This window comes from Sphingomonas sp. UYP23 (genome assembly GCF_054059235.1).
Genome location: NZ_JBSSBX010000001.1, coordinates 2,510,907 through 2,530,177, shown reverse-complemented (window position 1 = coordinate 2,530,177; position 19,271 = coordinate 2,510,907). Strand labels below are relative to the sequence as shown.

General features: G+C 66.8%; 17 protein-coding genes. 10 read left to right on the top strand and 7 right to left on the bottom strand.

Annotated features, from left to right (window positions below; all coding sequences use genetic code 11):
- The first annotated feature begins 83 nt into the window (after positions 1–83).
- The 3 genes from ACVWYO_RS12495 to ACVWYO_RS12485 are packed head-to-tail and all read left to right on the top strand — an operon-like array spanning position 84 to position 6,293.
- A complete protein-coding gene (locus ACVWYO_RS12495) occupies positions 84–851 on the top strand; it encodes an ImuA family protein (protein WP_457351211.1) in 768 nt (255 codons plus the stop codon).
- The gene (locus ACVWYO_RS12490) at positions 769–2,982 is read left to right on the top strand and encodes a Y-family DNA polymerase (RefSeq protein WP_457351209.1); all 2,214 of its coding nucleotides are present in this window, start codon (positions 769–771) and stop codon (positions 2,980–2,982) included. Before ACVWYO_RS12495 ends, ACVWYO_RS12490 begins: the two co-directional genes overlap by 83 nt.
- Complete coding sequence (locus ACVWYO_RS12485; RefSeq protein WP_457351207.1) at positions 2,979–6,293, top strand: error-prone DNA polymerase; 3,315 nt, start codon at positions 2,979–2,981, stop codon at positions 6,291–6,293. The genes ACVWYO_RS12490 and ACVWYO_RS12485 overlap by 4 nt, the downstream gene beginning before the upstream one ends.
- Before the next feature lie 95 nt (positions 6,294–6,388).
- Here the strand turns inward: ACVWYO_RS12485 and ACVWYO_RS12480 are convergent, their stop codons facing one another.
- Both ACVWYO_RS12480 and ACVWYO_RS12475 read right to left on the bottom strand, forming a co-directional pair.
- The gene (locus tag ACVWYO_RS12480) at positions 6,389–6,880 is read right to left on the bottom strand and encodes a Dps family protein (RefSeq protein ID WP_457351205.1); all 492 of its coding nucleotides are present in this window, start codon (positions 6,878–6,880) and stop codon (positions 6,389–6,391) included.
- 99 nt (positions 6,881–6,979) lie between these two features.
- Positions 6,980–7,543 carry a TMEM165/GDT1 family protein gene (locus ACVWYO_RS12475; RefSeq protein ID WP_457351203.1) on the bottom strand — a complete coding sequence of 188 codons (564 nt, stop codon included), beginning with the start codon at positions 7,541–7,543 and terminating at the stop codon, positions 6,980–6,982.
- A 259-nt stretch (positions 7,544–7,802) separates the two neighbouring features.
- Here ACVWYO_RS12475 and rpmG point away from each other — a divergent pair, with 259 nt between their 5' ends.
- Complete coding sequence (gene rpmG, locus ACVWYO_RS12470) at positions 7,803–7,970, top strand: 50S ribosomal protein L33 (protein ID WP_010162189.1); 168 nt, start codon at positions 7,803–7,805, stop codon at positions 7,968–7,970.
- Between the two features lie 106 nt (positions 7,971–8,076).
- Here the strand turns inward: rpmG and ACVWYO_RS12465 are convergent, their stop codons facing one another.
- On the bottom strand, positions 8,077–8,439 hold the full coding sequence (locus tag ACVWYO_RS12465) for a response regulator (RefSeq protein ID WP_140852274.1): 363 nt from the start codon (positions 8,437–8,439) through the stop codon (positions 8,077–8,079).
- 36 nt (positions 8,440–8,475) lie between these two features.
- Here ACVWYO_RS12465 and ACVWYO_RS12460 point away from each other — a divergent pair, with 36 nt between their 5' ends.
- From ACVWYO_RS12460 to ACVWYO_RS12450, 3 genes are read left to right on the top strand one after another with little or no spacing between them, the layout of a single operon-like run.
- Positions 8,476–8,757, top strand: a complete 282-nt coding sequence (locus tag ACVWYO_RS12460; protein WP_457351200.1) for a DUF3572 domain-containing protein — start codon at positions 8,476–8,478, stop codon at positions 8,755–8,757.
- On the top strand, positions 8,754–9,398 hold the full coding sequence (locus ACVWYO_RS12455) for an HAD family hydrolase (RefSeq protein WP_457351198.1): 645 nt from the start codon (positions 8,754–8,756) through the stop codon (positions 9,396–9,398). The genes ACVWYO_RS12460 and ACVWYO_RS12455 overlap by 4 nt, the downstream gene beginning before the upstream one ends.
- Entirely contained in the window at positions 9,395–9,862 is a 468-nt protein-coding gene (locus ACVWYO_RS12450; protein WP_010183131.1) for a RidA family protein, read from the top strand. Before ACVWYO_RS12455 ends, ACVWYO_RS12450 begins: the two co-directional genes overlap by 4 nt.
- Positions 9,863–9,898: 36 nt before the next feature.
- Here ACVWYO_RS12450 and ACVWYO_RS12445 read toward each other — a convergent pair whose 3' ends face one another.
- The gene (locus ACVWYO_RS12445; RefSeq protein ID WP_457351195.1) at positions 9,899–10,681 is read right to left on the bottom strand and encodes a hypothetical protein; all 783 of its coding nucleotides are present in this window, start codon (positions 10,679–10,681) and stop codon (positions 9,899–9,901) included.
- Positions 10,682–10,691: 10 nt separating this feature from the next.
- A complete protein-coding gene (locus ACVWYO_RS12440; protein WP_457351193.1) occupies positions 10,692–11,699 on the bottom strand; it encodes a polysaccharide deacetylase family protein in 1,008 nt (335 codons plus the stop codon).
- Positions 11,700–12,049: 350 nt separating this feature from the next.
- Here ACVWYO_RS12440 and ACVWYO_RS12435 point away from each other — a divergent pair, with 350 nt between their 5' ends.
- The gene (locus tag ACVWYO_RS12435) at positions 12,050–12,982 is read left to right on the top strand and encodes an IS5 family transposase (protein ID WP_457351191.1); all 933 of its coding nucleotides are present in this window, start codon (positions 12,050–12,052) and stop codon (positions 12,980–12,982) included.
- A gap of 193 nt (positions 12,983–13,175) precedes the next feature.
- Complete coding sequence (locus ACVWYO_RS12430; protein ID WP_457351189.1) at positions 13,176–14,498, top strand: methyl-accepting chemotaxis protein; 1,323 nt, start codon at positions 13,176–13,178, stop codon at positions 14,496–14,498.
- A gap of 35 nt (positions 14,499–14,533) precedes the next feature.
- On the opposite strand, the gene ACVWYO_RS12425 is transcribed toward ACVWYO_RS12430, so the two are convergent.
- Positions 14,534–16,297 (bottom strand): hypothetical protein, encoded by a 1,764-nt coding sequence (locus ACVWYO_RS12425; RefSeq protein WP_457351187.1) that lies wholly within the window; start codon positions 16,295–16,297, stop codon positions 14,534–14,536.
- Positions 16,294–17,799, bottom strand: a complete 1,506-nt coding sequence (locus ACVWYO_RS12420; RefSeq protein WP_457351185.1) for an NAD(P)/FAD-dependent oxidoreductase — start codon at positions 17,797–17,799, stop codon at positions 16,294–16,296. The genes ACVWYO_RS12425 and ACVWYO_RS12420 overlap by 4 nt, the downstream gene beginning before the upstream one ends.
- A gap of 308 nt (positions 17,800–18,107) precedes the next feature.
- On the opposite strand from ACVWYO_RS12420, the gene mgrA reads away from it, so the two are divergent.
- Positions 18,108–19,154, top strand: coding sequence for an L-glyceraldehyde 3-phosphate reductase (gene mgrA, locus ACVWYO_RS12415; protein ID WP_457351182.1), 1,047 nt, complete (start codon positions 18,108–18,110; stop codon positions 19,152–19,154).
- Positions 19,155–19,271 lie beyond the last annotated feature (117 nt).

Here is a 19,271-nt window from a genome sequence, read left to right as displayed (position 1 = left end):
GTCGTGTGGAGGTGACGGACCAGCTTGACTCGGCAGCGGCAAAGAGAACAAAATAGGAACGATGCTTCAAGTGAGTCGTGCCCGTGTCCTGTCCTGCCATCATCGCCGAGCTTCGCGAAAGTCTCAAGAAGGTCGAAAGCGACGGGCTGCGTCGGCGACCCGTGCTACCGTTCGGGATCGCGTCGATCGACGAGCGGCTGGCACCCGGAGGGCTGCGGCTCGATTCGCTCCACGAGATTTCCGCCTCCAGCCCCGCCCCGTCGGACGATGCCGCGGCAACGCTGTTCATGGCGGGAATTGCCGCGCGCGCCTGGGGTCCGGTGCTGTGGGTCGTGCGGCGGCGCGACCTGTTCGCCCCCGGATTGTACCAGGCGGGGCTTGCGCCGGGGCGGCTGATCTATGCCGAGGCGGCCGACGATGCCGAACTGCTCGCGCTGATGGAGGAGGGTTTGCGGCATCGCGGGCTCGGCGCGGTGGTCGGCGAGGTCAAGCGCGCGGCGATGCCCAATACGCGGCGACTCCAGCTGGCGGCGGAGGGCGGGAAGACGATCGCGCTGCTGATGAAGCGCCACGCGCGGGCCCTCAACGACAAAGGCGGCGGCAACCCGCTCGCCGTCCCATCGGCGGCGATGACACGCTGGCGGATTGCGTCGGCGCCCTCGACGCCACTGCCAGTCGGCGATGCGGGCGTCGGGCGGGCGCGATGGCAGGTGGAATTGGTCCGCCAACGCGGCGGCGAATCCGCCGAATGGATGATGGAGGCATGCGATGAAACGGGTCGCCTCGCTCTACCTGCCCGACTGGTCGATCGAACGGCTGGCGCAGGCCGAGCGCTCAGCCGCGCCGCTTGAGGGTGCGGCGGTAGATCCGCAGGGTCTCGCCGAGGCCGTCGCGCGCGAGCAGGCGGTGGCATGCTCGGTGCCGCGCGGTGGCGGCTGGCGGCCGGGTGCGCGCTGGGCGCGGAGCGGGGAACTCGATGCGAACGCGCGCCATCGCAGCGCCGGACGCGTGAGCGAGGCTGCGCCGCATCCGTTCAAGGCGATGCCGCCCGACGAGGGGCGGACACCGCTGCGGGATGCGCGGGCGGGTAGCGTCGTACGCGCCGCCTCTCCCCTCCCTGAAAGGGAGGGGCTGGGGGTGGGTCGGCCTAGGGAGAGAGCATCCGCCGCCACGGGCCGACCGACCCCCAACCCCTCCCTTCCAGGGAGGGGAGGGAAAGCGGCAGCGCATATTGCTCCCCCCCTCCGTCACCCCGGCCCTGTGCCGGGTTCCATGCCTCCGCTCGGGCGGCAGGGTGCGGTGACGGGTGAACGTCGGCACAACGCGGAGATGGCGAAAGACAGTGTAGCAAAACCGCCCGCCACCCCCCGCATCACAAGCATCCAATCCGGCAATCAGATCGTCATCGCCGCCGCCTGCCCCGCCGCGCGCGCGCTTGGGCTCGTGCCCGGCATGGCGGTGACGCAGGCGCGTGCGTTGGTGCCCGAGCTCGACATTCGCCCGGCCGATCCCGCGGGCGACCGCGCCGCGCTGCTGCGCCTCGCGACGCTCGCCGCGCGGCGCTGGTGCCCGGTCGTGATGCTGTCGGGCGAGGACGGGCTGTTCCTCGATATCAGCGGCACGGCGCATCTGTTCGGCGGCGAGGCGCAGATGGTGCGGCGGATGGTGCGCATTCTTGCGCGGCTCGGATTCACCGCGCACGTCGCGGTGGCGGATACGCCGGGCGCGGCGTGGGCGCTGGCGCGGTTTGCCACCCACCGTCGCCCGGGCGCAGAGGCACGCCACAAAGCAATACTGTGTGGGGACCCCGGAGGCCGGGGCCGGCCCGTTGTCGAACAGCCCGCGGATCCACAACACAACGGCCCCGGCCTGCGCCGGGGCGACGGCTATACGATCGCGTCCCCTGCTGGACACATCGACGCACTGGCCGCGCTCCCGACCCGAGCGCTCCGGCTCGACAGCCGCGCGATCGATCTGCTCAAGCGGCTCGGCATCGAGACGATCGGCCAGCTCGCGGCGCTGCCCCGCGCCCCGCTCGCGCGGCGCTTCGGCGGTGCGCTCGTCGCACGGCTCGACCAGGCGACCGGGCGACTCCCCGAACCGCTCAACCCCGTCCCCGTCCCCGAGCCGATCGGCGTGGTGCAGCGCTTCGCCGAGCCGATCGCCACTGCCGAAGCGATCGAACATTGGCTCGGCCAGTTGATGCCGCGGCTCGTCACCGCGCTCGGCGCGGCTGGGCTCGGCGCGCGCGCAGTCGAGCTCGTCGCCGACCGGATCGACGGCGTGCCGCAGCGCCTGCGCATCGGTCTCGCCCGCCCGACGCGCGACGGCGCGCATCTGCTGCGCCTGACGCTGCGGCGGATCGAGGAGATCGCGCCGGGGTACGGCATCGACGCGCTCGCGCTCCACGTCCGCCACGCCGATCCACTCGGCGCAGAGACCTTTGCCGAGACGCTCGAGGAGCAGGCGCCCGATCTTGCGCCACTGATCGACACGCTCGCCAATCGGATCGGAATGCAGGCGCTGTGGCGCACGATACCGGTCGAGAGCGATGTTCCCGAACGCTCGATCGCCGCCGCCCCACCGCTCGACCCACCGGCGCGCACTGCCGCCGCGCTCAAGCCCGACGATGTCCGCCAGCTCGATCGCTCGGTCGCGCTCCATCCCTGGGACTCGCGCTGGCCGCGCCCGGTGCGCCTCCTCCATCGCCCCGAACTGCTCGACCATGTGCTGGCGGAACTCCCCGACCAGCCCCCCAAGCGCTTTACCTGGCGCGGCATGGCACACCGCGTTGTGCGCGCCGACGGGCCCGAGCGGATCCTCGGCGAATGGTGGAAGCGCGGAACCGAGCGGCACAGCGTGCGTGACTATTTCCAGGTCGAGGACGAGGCCGGGCATCGTTTCTGGCTGTTCCGCCGCGGCGATGGCGAGCGCGGAGAGACGGGGGATCTCGCCTGGTTCATGCATGGGTCGTTCGGATGACGTGGTGCGAACTCCAGGTGACGAGCCATTACAGCTTCCTGCGCGGGGCTTCGTCGCCCGAGGATCTGTTCAAGGCCGCCGCGCTGATGGGCATGCCCGCGCTCGGCATTACCGACCGCAATTCGGTCGGAGGGGTCGTGCGCGCGCTCTATGCCTGCGATGAGCTCGCCAAGCATTTCGACCTGCACATCCGCCCGGTCGTCGGCTGCCGGCTCGATCTGGTCGATGGCACATCGCTGCTCGTCTGGCCCGAGGACCGGGCGGCGTGGAGTCGGCTGACGCAACTGCTGACGCTCGGCAAGGGCCGCGCGAACCCGCAAAAGGGCGAGAAAGGGCAGTGCTTCCTGCATTGGGAAGACGTTGCCGAACATGCCGACGGGTTGGTCGCGGCACTGGTGCCGGGGCTCGCCGATCACGGCGATCCGCTCGCCTTGCGCTGGATGGCCGATGCGTTCGGATCGCGCGGACATGTCTGCCTGACGCAGCACCGCCGCCCCGGCGATGCGCAGCGGCTCCACGATCTATCACAACTGACGCAGCACTATGGCCTGACCCCGCTCGCCACCGGCGACGTGCTGTACGACACGCCGGCACGGCGCATGCTGCAGGACGTCGTCACCGCGATCCGCAATCGCTGTACGATCGACGAGCTCGGCTTTCGGCGCGAGCGCAGCGCCGACCGCCATCTCAAGCCCGCGCACGAAATGCTGCGGCGCTTCCGCCATCTCCCGCAAGCGCTCGCCGCGTCCGAGGCGATCGTCGAGCGCTGTACCTTTTCACTGCGCGAACTCCGCCACCAATATCCCGACGAACGCGTGATGCGCGCCCACAGCCCGCAAAAGTCGCTCGAGAAGATGGCGTGGCGCGCGCTCAATACCTGGTTTGCGGGCAAGCGGCCGAGCGAGCGCTATCGCCGCTTGCTGACCAAGGAGCTCAAGCTCGTCCACCATTGGCGCTACGCCGCCTATTTCCTGACGGTCCATTCGATCGTGCAATATGCGCGCAGCCAGGACATTCTGTGCCAGGGGCGCGGCTCGGCGGCGAATTCGGTGATCTGCTTCGTGCTCGGCATCACCTCGATCGACCCGGTGAAGCACCAATTGCTGTTCGAACGCTTCCTTTCCGAAGATCGCGACGAGCCGCCCGACATCGACGTCGATTTCGAGCATGAACGCCGCGAGGACGTGATCCAGTGGATCTACCAGACGTACGGCCACCAGCACGCCGCGCTGACCGCGGTGGTCAGCCGCTATCGCTCGCGCGGCAGCATCCGCGAGGTCGGCAAGGCGCTCGGGCTGCCCGAGGACATGACCGCGGCGCTCGCCGCGCAAGTGTGGGGCTGGTCGAACGACGGCGTGCCCGAAGAGCATGTCGCCGCGCTCAACCTCGATGCGCGCGAGCCGCGGCTTGCGCTGGCGCTCGAGCTCGCGACGCAATTGATCAACACGCCACGCCATCTCTCGCAGCATCCCGGCGGCTTCGTGCTGACGCGCGACCGGCTCGACACGCTGATCCCGATCGAACCCGCCGCGATGATCGACCGCCGCGTGATCGAATGGGAGAAGGCCGATATCGAATATCTGAGCTTCATGAAGGTCGATATCCTCGGGCTCGGCATGCTTGGCTGCCTGCGCCGCGCGTTCAGCCTGCTCGCCGAACATAAGGGGCAGGTCGTCACGATGGCGGCAGACGTGCTGCAGGGCGAGGACCCGGCGACCTATCGGATGATCCAAAAGGCGGACACGCTCGGTACCTTCCAGATCGAGAGCCGCGCGCAAATGTCGATGCTGCCGCGGATGCTGCCGGTCGATTTCTACGACCTCGCGATCCAGATCGCGATCGTGCGGCCCGGGCCGATCCAGGGCGACATGGTGCATCCCTATCTTCAGCGGCGCGAGCAGGCGCGCCGCAACGCGGTCGAGATCGAATATCCCAGTCCGAAGCTGAAAAGCGTGCTCAAGAAGACGCTGGGCGTGCCCTTGTTCCAGGAACAGGCGATGCAGGTGGCGATCCTCGGCGCGGGTTTTTCCCCAACCCAGGCCGATCAATTGCGCAAGGCGATGGCGACCTTCAAGATCACCGGCGGGGTCGGCGAATTTCGCGACAAATTGATTGCGGGCATGCTCAAGAACCGCATCACGCCCGATTTCGCCGAGCGGCTGGTCAAGCAGATCGAGGGGTTCGGCAGCTATGGCTTTCCCGAGAGCCATGCCGCGAGTTTTGCGAAGATCGCCTATGCGTCGTGCTGGGTGAAGTGCCACCACCCCGACGTGTTCTGCGCGGCGCTGCTCAACGCGCAGCCGATGGGATTTTACGCGCCGGCGCAAATCGTGCGCGATGCGCGCGAACATGGGGTGCGGATCGAACCGGTGTGCGTCAACCGCAGCGAATGGGATACGATCCTCCTTCCTCCCCTCTCGCGAGCGGGAGGGGAGACATTGCCCCTCCGCCTTGGCCTGCGCATCATCCTCGGCATCTCGGGCGCCGAAGCCGGCCGCATCCTCATCGCCCGCGGCGCGCGCGCGTTCCGTTCGATCGAGGATGTCTGGCGCCGCGCGGGCGTGTCGCTGCTGACGCTCGAAAAGATCGCGCAGTCCGACGGCTTCCACGGCTTCGGGATCGATCGCCGCCAGGCGCTGTGGGAGGTCAAGGCGTTGGGGCAAAAGCCGCTGCCGCTGTTCGCCGCGATCGAATCGCCGACCGAGCCGAGCGTCACGCTCACCGCGCTCACAGCCGGGCGCGAGGTGGTCGAGGATTATCGCGCGACGCAGATGTCGTTGCGCGCGCATCCCCTGAGCTTCCTGCGCGGAGAGCTCGACCGGCGGCGCGTCACGCGCTGCGGCGACCTGCGCGGGATGAAGGATGGCAGCCGCGTCGAGGTCGCCGGGCTGATCCTAGTGCGGCAGCGTCCGGGCAGCGCGAAAGGCGTGGTGTTCGTCACGCTCGAGGACGAGACCGGGATCGCCAATGCGATCCTCTGGCCCGACCGTTTCGAGGCGCAGCGCCGCGTCGTGATGGGCGCGGCGATGCTCGGCATCAGCGGGCGCGTGCAAAGCGAGAGCGGGACGATCCACGTCATCGCCGATCGCATCATCGACCTGACGGGAATGCTCCGCCAGATCGGCGATCTCGATCTGCCGCGGCTCACCATGCCCGGCGACGGCGCGACGCATGGCGGCACGATCGACCCGCGCGACCGCAAACCCGACTGGAAACCTCCGGCGCAGCGCGCTTTGGAAAGCTGGCCGCCGCGCGCTGGGGGGAAGGCGGATGCGGACCTCATTCCGGTCCGCAGTCACGATTTTCATTAAGGTTGGGGTCGGATGCGGCACGACACGCTATTCGTCACCCCGGCCTCGTGCCGGGGTGACGGAACGCGGAGGTCATGCGGTCCTCTCGGCAGCCGTTACGCCGCGCGGCCGGTCTCGAACAGGAACCAGGCGCGGCGCTCGGCCTGATCGGTCCAGTCGTCGATCATCGCGCTGGTGGCATTGTCCTTGGCATCGTCGGCAATGTCCTTTGCCTCGCGCAGCGCCTCGACCAGCTTGAGATTGTCGTCGCGCAGTTCGCTCAACATCGCCGCAGGCGCGACGAAATCGGCATCGTTGTCCTTGACGGTCTGATGCCGCGCAATGTCGCCGATCGAGCGCAGCGTGGTGTTGCCGGTCTTGCGGACGCGCTCGGCAATGTCGTCGGTGCCGGCGAAGATTTCGGCGGCCTGCTCGTCGAGCAGCAGGTGATAGTCGCGGAAATGCGGGCCCGACATGTGCCAGTGGAAATTCTTGGTCTTGAAGAACAGGGCAAACGAGTCGGCGAGGATGCCATTGAGCGACTCGGCGACGGTCTTGGTCGCGTTGCTCTGCAGGTCGGTCGGGGTGTTCAGCGCCTTGGCAGCCATGGGATGCACTCCTGAAAGTTGATTCGATGCAGCAACGATCGTCTAGCGGAATGGCTCCGTTGCAGCCTCGGCAAAAATACGATCAGACCGATCGCCGCGCTAGATGAGCCGCAGCGCGCCAAGCCCTTGGACGGCACCGAAAATCAGCAAGCCGACCGATGCGCCAAGCCGCAATGCGGTGGCCGGAATCTTCCGCAAACCGCGCGTGCCCAGCAGGATCGCGGGCACGAGCACGACCATCGCGCCGAGCGTCGCGCCGACCACAGCAAGCGCCGGCGTCGCACTGCGCGCGGCGAGCGCGGCGGTGATGAATTGCGTCCGGTCGCCGAAACCGAGCATCCCGATCGCGACCAGGCTCGTCCCGAACGCGCCGACCCGCCAGTCGCGCAGCTTGGCCGGTTTGAGTGGCCAGCAGCCCGATGCACCGGCCGAGAGCAGCGCGAACGCCAGCAACAGGTCGCGGGCATTGGGCGAAAGCAACGGCGCGACGATCACCCCGCCGACCACGCCGAGCGCATTGCCGAGCGCGATCGCCAGCGTGGCCGCGGCGATCACGGCGGCCTTGCTCGGATAGCGATCGCCGAGCAGCGCCGCGGTCCACGGCGTGCGATCGCTCGCCTGGGTAAACAGCGCCGCGACGAGCGCGGCCATCAGCGCGTCCATGCGATCATCCGTTCCGCCGAGCGAATCGCACGACTCGCCCGCCGCGCCCTTGCTCGCTCCGATCGATTCCCCCACATGCCGCGTGCATACGCTGTTGCCCCTTCGCCGCACAGGCTAAGCGGCAAGCCATAAAGACCGGCTTAACCGCGCACGAATCGCTGCGCGCGCTTGACATCCATGGCCTGTTCCGCCATCGGACACGCTTCAAGCGGCGGCTCGTTCGCCGCTTTTGCATTTTCAGATCACAGGAATTCAGGTCATGGCAAAGCCGACCACGGTCAAGATCAAGCTCGTCAGCACGGCAGACACCGGCTTCTTCTACACCACGAAGAAGAACCCGCGCACCAAGACCGAGAAGCTGAGCTTCAGCAAGTATGACCCCGTCGTGCGCAAGCATGTCGAGTTCAAGGAAGCCAAGATCAAGTAAGCCGCTGGCCGCAAGGCCGGTTGCGTCGATCAGGGCCGCGGGCACTCGCCCGGCGGCCTTTTTCGCGTTCCTAAAGCCCCTCCCCTGAAGGGGAGGGGCTTGGAAACTACAGCAGCGCCGCGACCGAATCGACGAAGCGCATCAGCGAGATCGGCTTCGACACGTACGCGTCCGCCCCCACCGCGCGGATCCGCTCCTCGTCCTCGCGCCCGGCATAAGCGGTCACCGCCATGATCGGGATCGCGCGCAAGGCCGCATCGGCCTTCAACTGCTGGATCAATTCGTAGCCGCTGACATGCGGCAACTGGATGTCCATCACGATCAGATCGGGCGCGAAGGCGCGCGCACGCACTACCGCCTCGCGCCCGTCGCGCACGCCTTCGGTCGCATATTCATGCGCGCGCAGAAGGTCGCAGAAAAGTTTCAGGTTGAGTTCGTTGTCCTCGACAACGAGCACCCTTTTTGCCACGCCCGCCATTCCTTGGTCCATGGGACGTCCTACCCAATGCGCAGCGCAGTGACAAACCCCGACCCGATGCAGGTCGCGCTCAACGCCCTCGTCTGGACGCTCGGCGAGGAGGATCGCGCGCAGCGGCTGCTCGACACGACCGGGCTCACCCCCGACGATCTGCGCGCGCGGGCGAGCGAGCCTGCCGTCTTGTCGGCCGTGCTCGGCTTTCTAGAAAATTACGAACCCGATCTGCTCGCCTGCGCCGAGGGGATCGGCGAGCGGCCAGAGGCGATTGTCGCCGCGCGCGCCGCGCTCGATCCGGAGTATTCCGAATGAAGGGCCTGTTGATCTGCGATTGCGACGAGGTGCTGCTGCATATGGTGCGGCACTTCGGCGTCTGGCTGCGCGAGACGCACGATATCGACTTCGCGCATGAGAGCGGCGATTTCTCGGCGATGACGCGCCGCGGCGGCGGCCCCAAGCCGACGCAGGACGAGATGTGGGAGCTGCTCCACGGCTTCTTCCCTGCCGAGATGGGGCGGCAGACGCTCGTGCCGCACGCGCGCGAGGCGCTCGCGGCGTTGTCCGAAATCGCCGACGTGGTGATCCTCACCAACCTCACCGACATCAACCGCGAGCCCCGCATCGCGCAGTTGCTCGGCCACGACATGCCGTACCGCGTCGAGACCAATCAGGGCGGCAAGGGCGACCCCGTCGCGCGGCTGGTCGCCGAGTTCGGCGATCCCGTGACGGTGTTCGTCGACGATCTCGCGGTGCATCACGCCTCGGTCGCCAAGCATGCGCCTGGCGTGTTCCGGCTCCACATGGTGTCGGAACCGGATCTTGCCCCGCAGGTCGCGCCCGCGCCCGACGCGCATGTGCGCATCGACGACTGGCAGGCCGCGCAAGCCTGGATCGCCGACCGTTTCACCGCCGGCGTGCCGGCCACCGCCCCATCTGAAAGGACCTCCGCATGACCGACCGTATCGATCGCAAGCTCGCTGACCTCGGCCTGACGCTCCCCGCCCCTGCCGCGCCGGTTGCGTCCTATGTCCCCGCAGTCGATGCGCACGGGCTGCTGCATATCTCCGGGCAATTGCCGTTCATCGATGGCACGTTGGTCACCGGCCGGCTCGGCGATGGGGTCGATCTCGAGGCCGGCCAGAAGGCGGCGCAGGCATGCGGGCTGATGCTCGTCGCGCAGATCAAGGCCGCGCTCGGCGGGCTCCACCGCGTCGAGCGGATCGTCAAACTCGGCGTGTTCGTCAACTCGACTGCCGATTTCACCGATCAGCCCAAGGTCGCCAATGGCGCCTCGGACCTGATGGTTGAGCTGTTCGGCGAAGCCGGCAAGCATGCGCGCAGCGCGGTCGGCGTCAGCGCGCTCCCGCTCGGCGCGGCGGTCGAGGTCGATGCGATCGTGCAGATCTCGACGCTGTAATCTTTATCCTCCCCCGCAAGGGGGAGGATTTCCTTCCTAGCCATTCCTGCGGTGCGTTCCCCGGCGCGCCGCCTGCGCGCGCAGCAGCGCGACTTCGACCGGGATCGTCCGTACGATCGTCGCCGGTGTGAGATCGTCGCGTGCGCTGCCGGGGAAGAGCACCGTCACGACATCGCCCTGGATGCTTTCCATCGGATCGACCACGCGGACGCAGACGCCCGCCTTGTTGCGTTTCGCGCACAGTTCGCGACCGAGCGCGCGGTGCAGCGCGATCGACCCCTCGCCCAGTTTCTCGAACGGCCCGGTGTCGGCGACGATGACGGGCACGGTCACGCCATCGTGGACCACATAGCCGAAATCGCCCGCCTTGACGCCGGTCAGCGCGGTGAACTGCCCCTCGACATCCGACGGCCCCTCGCACGGGATGACGACATAGGGGATGCGATCGGCATCGACCGGCACTTCGCCGCCGCGCCCGTCGGGGAGCATCAGCGCGGTCGGGCATTGATCCATCGCGCCATGCTCGGGACTGCACGCGAAGGGCGAGCCGTCGAGATCGACCGCCAGCTTCGAGACATAGGCGATCGTCCCGTCGGGCAGGCGGCGAAGCGCGGTCACCGCGTTGGGATCGTCACGACAGCCATGGACACGGTGTCCGCGAAAGCGGTCCTTCGCGTCGCATAGCCCGAATTCCTGGCGATAGGCCTCGTCGAGCGACTGGCCGGCGGACGGATCGACCGTGGAGGGTGCGCTGGCGGCATCGGCCGTGGCAGGCGGCACGATCGCCAACAGACTGAGGAGCAGCGTACGCAACACCATCACGGGCCTCTTACGGATGCGCCGGAACAACGCCCGCCGGCGCGTGCGGATCCGGGATCGCCTCGAGCCGCGCATCGCCTGTGACGACCGCCTTCGGCACGCTCGGCATCGTCTCGAACGGCAGGCGCTTGTGGAGCGTCTGCGACCAGCGCTCGAGCCATTCATTGCCGTCGGGGCCGACATACTGATCGGCGGTGCGATACGCCGGATCGCGCATCGCCGCGTCGAGCGTGATCGGCCGCAACTTCGCCTCGCGAAAAATCGCGGCGAGCGCGTCGATGCTCGCGGCGTTGAGGCGGCTGGCATGGAGCAGGAAGACGAAGCTCGGCTCGCGCCCAAGCAGACCGATTGCGGCCTGCTTGTACCAGGCGACGATCTTTCGCGTGAAGATCAGATATTCCTGGCGAACCCGCGCCGCCGCCGCCACGTCGCCGCGCGCGACAGCGTCGTCGTACAGCGTGGCGAACTGCCAGTCGCTATTCTCCATCGTCACCGGCGCGACACGATAGCCATGCTCGGTCAGCCAGCCCTCGAAGCGCGTGCGCACCGCCTGCGTGGTGCCCGTCTCGAGGAAAGGATAGCGGAACCAGCGCTCGCGCCGCCCGCGCGCGGCGAGCAACGGTGCGGTCACCGTCTCGTCCCGCGCGACGTCGGCAATATAGGCCTCGACCGGCGTCTTGGTCAGCGAGGGATGCGAATAGGTATGGTTGCCCAGGTCCATCCCGGCATTAAGCCACGCGTCGAGCAAGGCGATCCGCGTGGGCCGATCGGCGGCGTCGAGCTGGATTTCGTTGACGAAGCCCGTCGCCTTCCAGTGATTACGCTGCATGCCGGCGAGCAAGCGGTCGGTGACGTCCTTGCCCTCGGCGGCGGTCCAGAAGCGGCCGTAGACCGGCAGATCGTCGACCGTGATCGCAACCCCCTTAGCATGAAGCGGCGTTGCCACCGCGACAACGACCGTGGCGAGCGCCAGGCCGGCGGCGCGCGCGCGGACGCCAAGGAAGCGAAGGTCGAACATGCGGAGTCCTGCTACAGCGAGGGAGATAACGCCGTATCGAAGGAAGCGATCAGCGTGACGACGGAGGCGCATGTGGCACGCGCGCCGCACGAAACAAGCCCTGCGCGAATGAACCGAACGCGCGCGGGTGCGTAATGCCCCGATGAGCAGCAGACAGCAGCAGCGCAGGGCCCGGTCGATTCGCTGGACCGCCGCGCTGTCGCTGCTGCTCGTGGCGGGCTGCAACCATTCGGTGCGATCCCCCGCCCCGCCGCGTGTCGATGCCGCGCCCGACTTTCCGCTGCATGGGCTTTGTTGCAAAACTGATGGCGGGGATTCACGCAGGGAATCGAGCGGTATAGATAGGCGTAATGCCCAAACCTGCCGCACCTGTGTATCGTACGATGAACTGGCCTGAGTATAATGCGGCGCTGAAGCGGCGTGGGTCGCTGGAAATATGGTTTGATCCGGAGATGCACTGGCTTTCGAAGCCGTGTGGTCGCCCTGGTCGCCCGATGCGGTTTTCAGACAGCGCGATAGAGCTGTGCCTGACGCTGAAGACGCTGTTCAACCTGCCTTTGCGGCAAGTGACGGGGTTGGTTTCGAGCCTGATCAAAATGGCGGGGCTGGATTGGTCGGTGCCGGATTATACGACGCTGTGCCGACGGCAGAAGACGTTGAAGGTCAACCTCGGCGGGCGGATCAGCTCGGGCGGACTGCACCTGCTGGTCGACAGCACCGGGATCAAAATGACGGGAGAAGGCGAGTGGAAGACGCGCAAACACGGACCGTCCTACCGTCGCCAGTGGCGCAAGGTGCATCTCGGGATTGATGCTGGGACGCTGGATATCCGGGCCATTGAGGTCACGACGAATGCCATTGGTGACGCACCGACGCTGCCCGTTCTCCTGGCGCAAATTCCCGGAGACGAGCGGATACTCAGCGTCGGCGGAGATGGCGCTTATGATACCAGGGACTGCCATGCCGCTATTGCCGGGCGCGGTGCCGATGCGGTCATCCCGGTCCGCCGCAACGGGCAACCATGGGCAGAAGGCGGTCCCGGCGTCGATGCACGCAATGGAGCGCTACGCGCGACAAAGCGGCTTGGTCGCGCAATCTGGAAAAAGTGGAGCGGCTATCATCGCCGCAGTCTGGTCGAGACCAAAATGCACTGCTTCAAACTCCTGGGCCAGCGCGTTGTCGCCCGCACCTTCGATCGTCAGATTACCGAGCTCAAAGTCCGTGCTGCAATTCTCAATCGGTTCTCCGAAATAGGAACGCCGGTGACCGTCCGCATCCAATAACATCTTCAAGTAAAACGTCGGTCATGCTCTCGCGTAATTATGCAACAAAGCCGATTGGCACCGGGAACCGGCTGCCCGCCCATGATGCACTTCCCGCACGACGATACAGAGCGTTGGCCAACCAAGGCGCGCCGGCCTGCCCTATAATAGGTGCACTCATCCCTATTCGCTCAACACCAAAGGGAATGTCCTGATGCTGCATTGGTTCGAAGCTGTCGCACCGATTCGACAGAAGATGCTGGTCGTCGCCTGGTCGCTGACCGGCCTTTGCCTCGTCACGGGTCTCACTGCCACCGCGCTTGGCGGCTACGCCGGCGCCGCCGCGGTATTGGTCGGATCCGCCGCCGCCTTCGGCCTCAGCATGATGTTGCGCACGCGGATCTGTACGCCCTACGTCAACACCGTTGCCCGCATGGAAACGCTGGCGGAAGGCGATCTCGATTCGGCGATCGCCTATACCGACTATGCGGATTGCGTCGGCCGAATGACCAAGGCGATGTTCAAATTTCGCGCGCTGACGTTGAGCCGGATGGAAGAGCGCGATGCCGTGCACCGCATCGTACAGCTCTTGAACGCGCATCTGCATCGGCTCGCCGACGGCGACCTGACCGTGTTTATCGAAGAAGAAGTCGGTGACGATTACGCCTCGTTGAAAGAGAATTTCAACAGTGCGTCCCACGCGCTCGGTCGACTGATCGGACGCGTCGGCGAGGCGACCGTCACGATCAAATCGGGCTCGGTCGAAATCGCCGGCGCGGCCGAATCGCTCGCGGACCGCACGCAGAGCAGCGCGGCGGCGATGGAACAGACCACCGCGTCGCTGACCTCGATCGACGGGCGCATCAAGGCATCGAGCGAGGCGGCAATGAACGCCGTGGACCGGGTCAACGAAGCCCGCCGTGTCGTCGAAACCAGCCACCATCAGGTCGCCACCGCGGTCGATGCGATGGCGAAGGTGGCGGATTCGGCAAAAGCGATCGACGGCGTGATCGAGGGGCTCGACAAGATCGCGTTCCAGACGCGCGTGCTGGCGATGAACGCCGCGGTCGAATCGGGCCGCGCGGGCGAGGCGGGGCGCGGCTTCGCGGTCGTGGCCGATCTGGTCAGCCAGCTTGCCAGCCGCTCCGAAGAAGAAGCGCGGCGCGCGCGCGGGCAGATCCAGGAAACGCAGGACCGCATTTCGAGCAGCGTCGGCCAGGTCCAGGGCATGAACGGCGCGCTCGACCTGATCCTCTCGTCGGTCGCCGATGTCGAGGCGCTGGTCACTCAGATCGCCAACGACAATGCGACCCAAGCGACCGCAGTGACGCAGATCCTCGTTGCGGTCGGCGATATGGACCGTTCGATCCAGCAGAATGCGGCGATGGTCGAGGAGACATCGGCGGCCGCCAAATCCTTGTCGAACGAAGTCAGCGACCTCCAGCAGCACGCCAGCGCCTTCACGGTCGATGCGCCGCGTAACGCGCCGCCCCCCTTCGTGCAGCGCGCCAAACCGCCGCGTTTGGTCGCGGCATGAGGTAAAGCGCGACCGTGGGGCGACTGCCGCGCCTGTCAGGGTCGCGTCGGTTCCCGCATGACTTTCCACACCAGAACCGGCGAGTGCGACAGCCGAACAGGCTGCAACCACGCGAAGCGATCGCCGCGTTCGAGGCGCGACCAGAAACCGTTTGGCGCGGTCTGTCTGTACATGTCCGTCTCATTCTGGCCGGGGCATCCCACAATGTACGCCGCCCCACTGGCCAGCACCCGGCGATGCGCGTCCTGCGGAGTGCCCAGGAACGTCGCTATCACGGTGTGCAGCGCGGCAACGTTGCGGTGGTAGCCGGCGCCGATCGCGCTATGCGCGGTGCGTGCGAGAATGTCGGGCGTCACGTCGATCGGCGCGAACAGTCGCGACGGCGGCAACTGGCGCAGGTCGATGATCTCGTGACCACGGTCGCACGAGAGGCGGTGAAGCGTCGGTTCGGGCGGCAGCGCTGGCACTCCAGACGTACCGCCGACACCCAGTATCGCGACTGCGGCCACGCCCGGCGTCGCCGCAATCAACGATCCCGCGGTCGCCAGCGTTCGGAGCGGCAGCGATGCAACCCGACGCGCCCGCGTCAGCAGGGCATGGAGCGCCCATGCCCCCCCCGGTAGCGCCAGGGCGTTCGCAGTCGCCCCGGAACGCATCACCAGCAGAGACAAAGCGAAGGATCCAGCCGCAAGTGCCAGCATCATGCTCCACTGCGCGCGCGCCTGGCCCTGAGTGGCACGCCACGCGAAAAGGCCGCCGATGAGCCCGACGATCGGAGCGCCAATCGTCATCAGCGCCCAGCCTGGCGTCTGCTGCCAAACCGGCAAACCTTCCGAAACCTTGTCGTACCAGAAACTCCGGACCAGCGGATCGAGCCCGGCGAAGGGGCCGCGCAGGCAGCTCGGGGCGAGCACGCCGAGCGTCGCCAGGGCTCCGCCCGCCGCCGCGACCAACAGCCCCAGGCGAAGCGCAAGCGGAGCGCGCGGTACCCATACCGCAAGGGTGGCACCAAGCGTCGCCGTACCCAGCGCAGCGATCCAGGCTGGGGCGATCGCATCGCAGGCCGCGGTGAACATCGCAGGCCCGCGGGTCGCGCCATGGAGCGCCGTCACCGCGCACAGGAGCGTCCACACCGCGGCCAGCGCCTGTGCCCGCCGGGTCGGGTCGAAGGCCCAGGCGAGCAGGGCGACGCCAAGGATCGCAACGGTGATCGGCATGCCCTCGAGCGAGATGGTCAGGAGCGCGGCGAGCGCGACCCCGATCAGCGCCCCAGAGCGCACACCCGGCTTGGCCAGCAGCGCGTTGACCGCGAGCAGCGCGAGAACGACCTGCCACCCATGATGGTCGATCCGCACCGGGCGCAGCTGATACAGCAGCGGTATCGATAGCGGCGCAAGCAGCACCGCCAATTTCGCACGTTCCAACCCCGCCAGACGTCGCGTCAATTCGGCGCCGAGCGCCATCACCGCGAGCAGCGTGACCAGCGGCACCGCAACCACCGCAACCCGCGTCGCAGCGGCCGGGCCGAAGATCGGATCGAACACCGCCATCACCAGCGCGAGCGGCAAATCCACCAGTCGCGACCAATGCATCGCGAAATGCCCGCCCCACAGGCGGTGCTGGCTGACATCCCACCAGCTCTGGCCGTTCAGCCAATCTCGAACCTCCGCCAATCGCATGGCATCGTCGGGATCGGTGAACCAGAGGTTGAGGATCTGCTGCGTCGATACGAGCGTCAGCACCGCGGCGGCAATGCCCCAGCCGGCCAAGACCGCTGGCCAAAGCCGCTCGCGCGTCATGCAGCGAGCCGCTTGGGCACATGCCGCACGCTGGACAGGGCAGCCTGTTCGCCGTCGTGACCAGCCTCGTGATATTCGGCGTCCTCGTTGACCGCCCAGATATCGTAGATCCGCTCGCCGGCGACGATGTTGCGCACCGTCAGCATCGCCGTCATCATCGCGTGATCCTGGTTGTTGTAGCGGTGCATGCCATTGCGGCCGACCAGGTGCAGCGTGTCGTAGCGCGCCTCGAGTTCTTCGCGCATCACATCGACGGTGGCGCGATAGGCATCGTCATAGACGGGATAGGCCTTCTCCTGCCGCACGACTTCGCCACCGACCACCGACGCCGGATCACACAGGCCCAGCGTGGCGAGTTCCGCGGTCGCCAGCGCGACCAGATCAGCGTCGCTCGACGACCAGATGCCGTCGCCTTCGAAGCAGAAATATTCGAGCCCGACACACGCGAGTGTGGGATCGGGCACCATCTCGGGCGACCAGCTCCGGAAATTCTGGACGCGACCGACCTTCACGCGCGGATCGTGCACGTAGATCCAATTGTCGGGGAACAGGTCGTCCGCCTTGATCATCAACGCCACCGTCAGGAAGTCGCGGTAGCGCAGGTCGAGCGCGAGCGGCAGCGTCTCGGGCAGCGGATGGATCCGCCCGGCGAGTTCGCGCATCGGCGCCGAGGAGATGACGTGGCCGGCGTTGAGCGTTCGTATCTCGCCGTCGCATTGGACCGCGACCCGCCAGCGGCCGGTGGCGGCGTCAAGGCTGAGCTGATGCAGCGAGGTCGCCATCTCGACGCGGTTGCCGCCCTCGACAACGCGGTCGCGCGCGGCGTCCCACATCATGCCGGGCCCCTGCCGCGGATAGCGGAAGGTCTCGAGCAGGGACTTCACTGCCATGCCGTCGTTGCGGCGCTTGTTGAGGCCGAGCGAGCGCTTGATCCCGTCGAGCACCGCACCGCCGAGGCTCAGCCCCTTGATGCGCTGCGCCGCCCAGTCGGCCGACATCTCACCGCAGGGCATGCCCCAGACCTTCTCGGTATAGGTCTTGAAGAAGATCGAATAGAGCTTGTGGCCGAACTGGTTGACCACCCATTGCTCGAACGACTTCACTTCCTTGTGGGGGCTGATCTTCCAGCGCGCATAGCTCGCCATGCACAGCGTCGAGCGCCAGATGCCGAGGTTGCGCAGCGCTTCGAACGCACGCAGTGGATAGCTGTAGAATTTGCCTTCGTAATAGATCCGGCTCATCCGCGGCCGTTCGATGAAATCGTCGGGGAGCAGCTCGTTCCACAGATCGACCACCTCCTTCGACTTCGAAAAGAAGCGGTGCCCGCCAATGTCGAAGCGAAAGCCGTCTTTCTGCACCGTCCGGCTGATCCCGCCGACATAGACCGGGTCCTTTTCGATCACCGTCACCGAATAGCCGAGCTTGGTCAGCTGATACGCGGCGGTGAGGCCGGCCGGACCCGCGCCGATGATGGCGACGTCGACAGGCTGGTCGCGGTGCATGAAACAATTCCTTCAGCGGTATCTTTGCGCCTTCGGTCTGGCTCCGAATGCCTAAGGTATGGTTAAAATCCGGTAAGGCCGCGCTGACGGGAACGGCCGCGCCGTTCAGGCACGCTTGCGCCGAGGGAATTCGCGGTGTTGAAAATCGGGGATGAACAATCCCAGCCCTTGTGATGCGCGGAATGCTTCGCAGCTTTCCTAAGCGTGACGTGTAAAAAATCCGGCGACGCTGGCACTCCCGCCGCCGCGCTGTGTTTATGCAGCGTTTGCCACGCCCGAAGCGACGCCCGTCCGACAGGAGTTTCCCGATGCCCTACGCCACGCCCTATGTCGCCGACCCTGCCCGCTACGACGGTCGCATGCCGTATCGCCGATGCGGCCGCAGCGGGCTCGACCTGCCGGCGATCTCGCTCGGGCTGTGGCAGAATTTCGGCGGCGCCGACGTGTTCGAGACCGGTCGCGCGATCCTGCGTCGTGCGTTCGACCGCGGCGTCACGCATTTCGATCTCGCCAACAATTACGGCCCGCCCTACGGCTCGGCCGAAGAGAATTTCGGGCGGGTGCTGGCAACCGACCTTGCCGGCCACCGCGACGAACTGGTGATCTCGAGCAAGGCTGGCTGGGACATGTGGCCCGGGCCTTACGGCGACGTCGGTGGATCACGCAAATATCTGATCGCAAGCTGCGACCAGAGCCTCAAGCGAATGGGGCTCGATTATGTCGACATCTTCTATTCGCACCGCGTCGATCCCGAGACGCCGCTCGAAGAGACGATGGGCGCGCTCGTCCAACTCCACCGTCAGGGCAAGGCGCTGTATGTCGGCATCTCGTCCTACTCGCCCGAACTGACGCGCAAGGCGGCGGAGATCCTGCGCGCGGAGCGCGTGCCGCTGCTGATCCACCAGCCGAGCTATTCGATGCTCAATCGCTGGATCGAAACGGCGCTGCTCGACACGCTTGCCGATCTCGGGACGGGCTGCATCGCCTTCTCCGCGCTCGCGCAGGGGCTGCTCAGCAACAAATATCTCGGCGGCGTGCCGGCGGACGCGCGCGCCGCCAAGGGCGGATCGCTGCAGGAGGCGATGCTGTCGCCCGAGACGCTCGACCGCATCAGCGCGCTCAATGCGATCGCCGAACGGCGCGGACAGACGCTCGCGCAGATGGCGATCGCCTGGGTCTTGCGTGATCCGCGCGTCACCTCGGCGCTGATCGGCGCGCGCACGGTGGCGCAGCTCGACGATTCGCTCGATGCGCTGCGTCGCCTGGACTTCGACGAGGCGGAGTTGAAGGAGATCGACGTGTACGCCGGCGAAGCGAATATCGACCTTTGGAAGGTTTCTTCGACGCTCGCGTGACGCTGACCCCGAACAACGATAGCATCCATGGGAGCACAAGACAGTACGTTCGCCGTGTGCGCGACTGGATCGAAAATCCTTACCATCACCGCTCCGACAGGAGGTGTCCATCAGCGA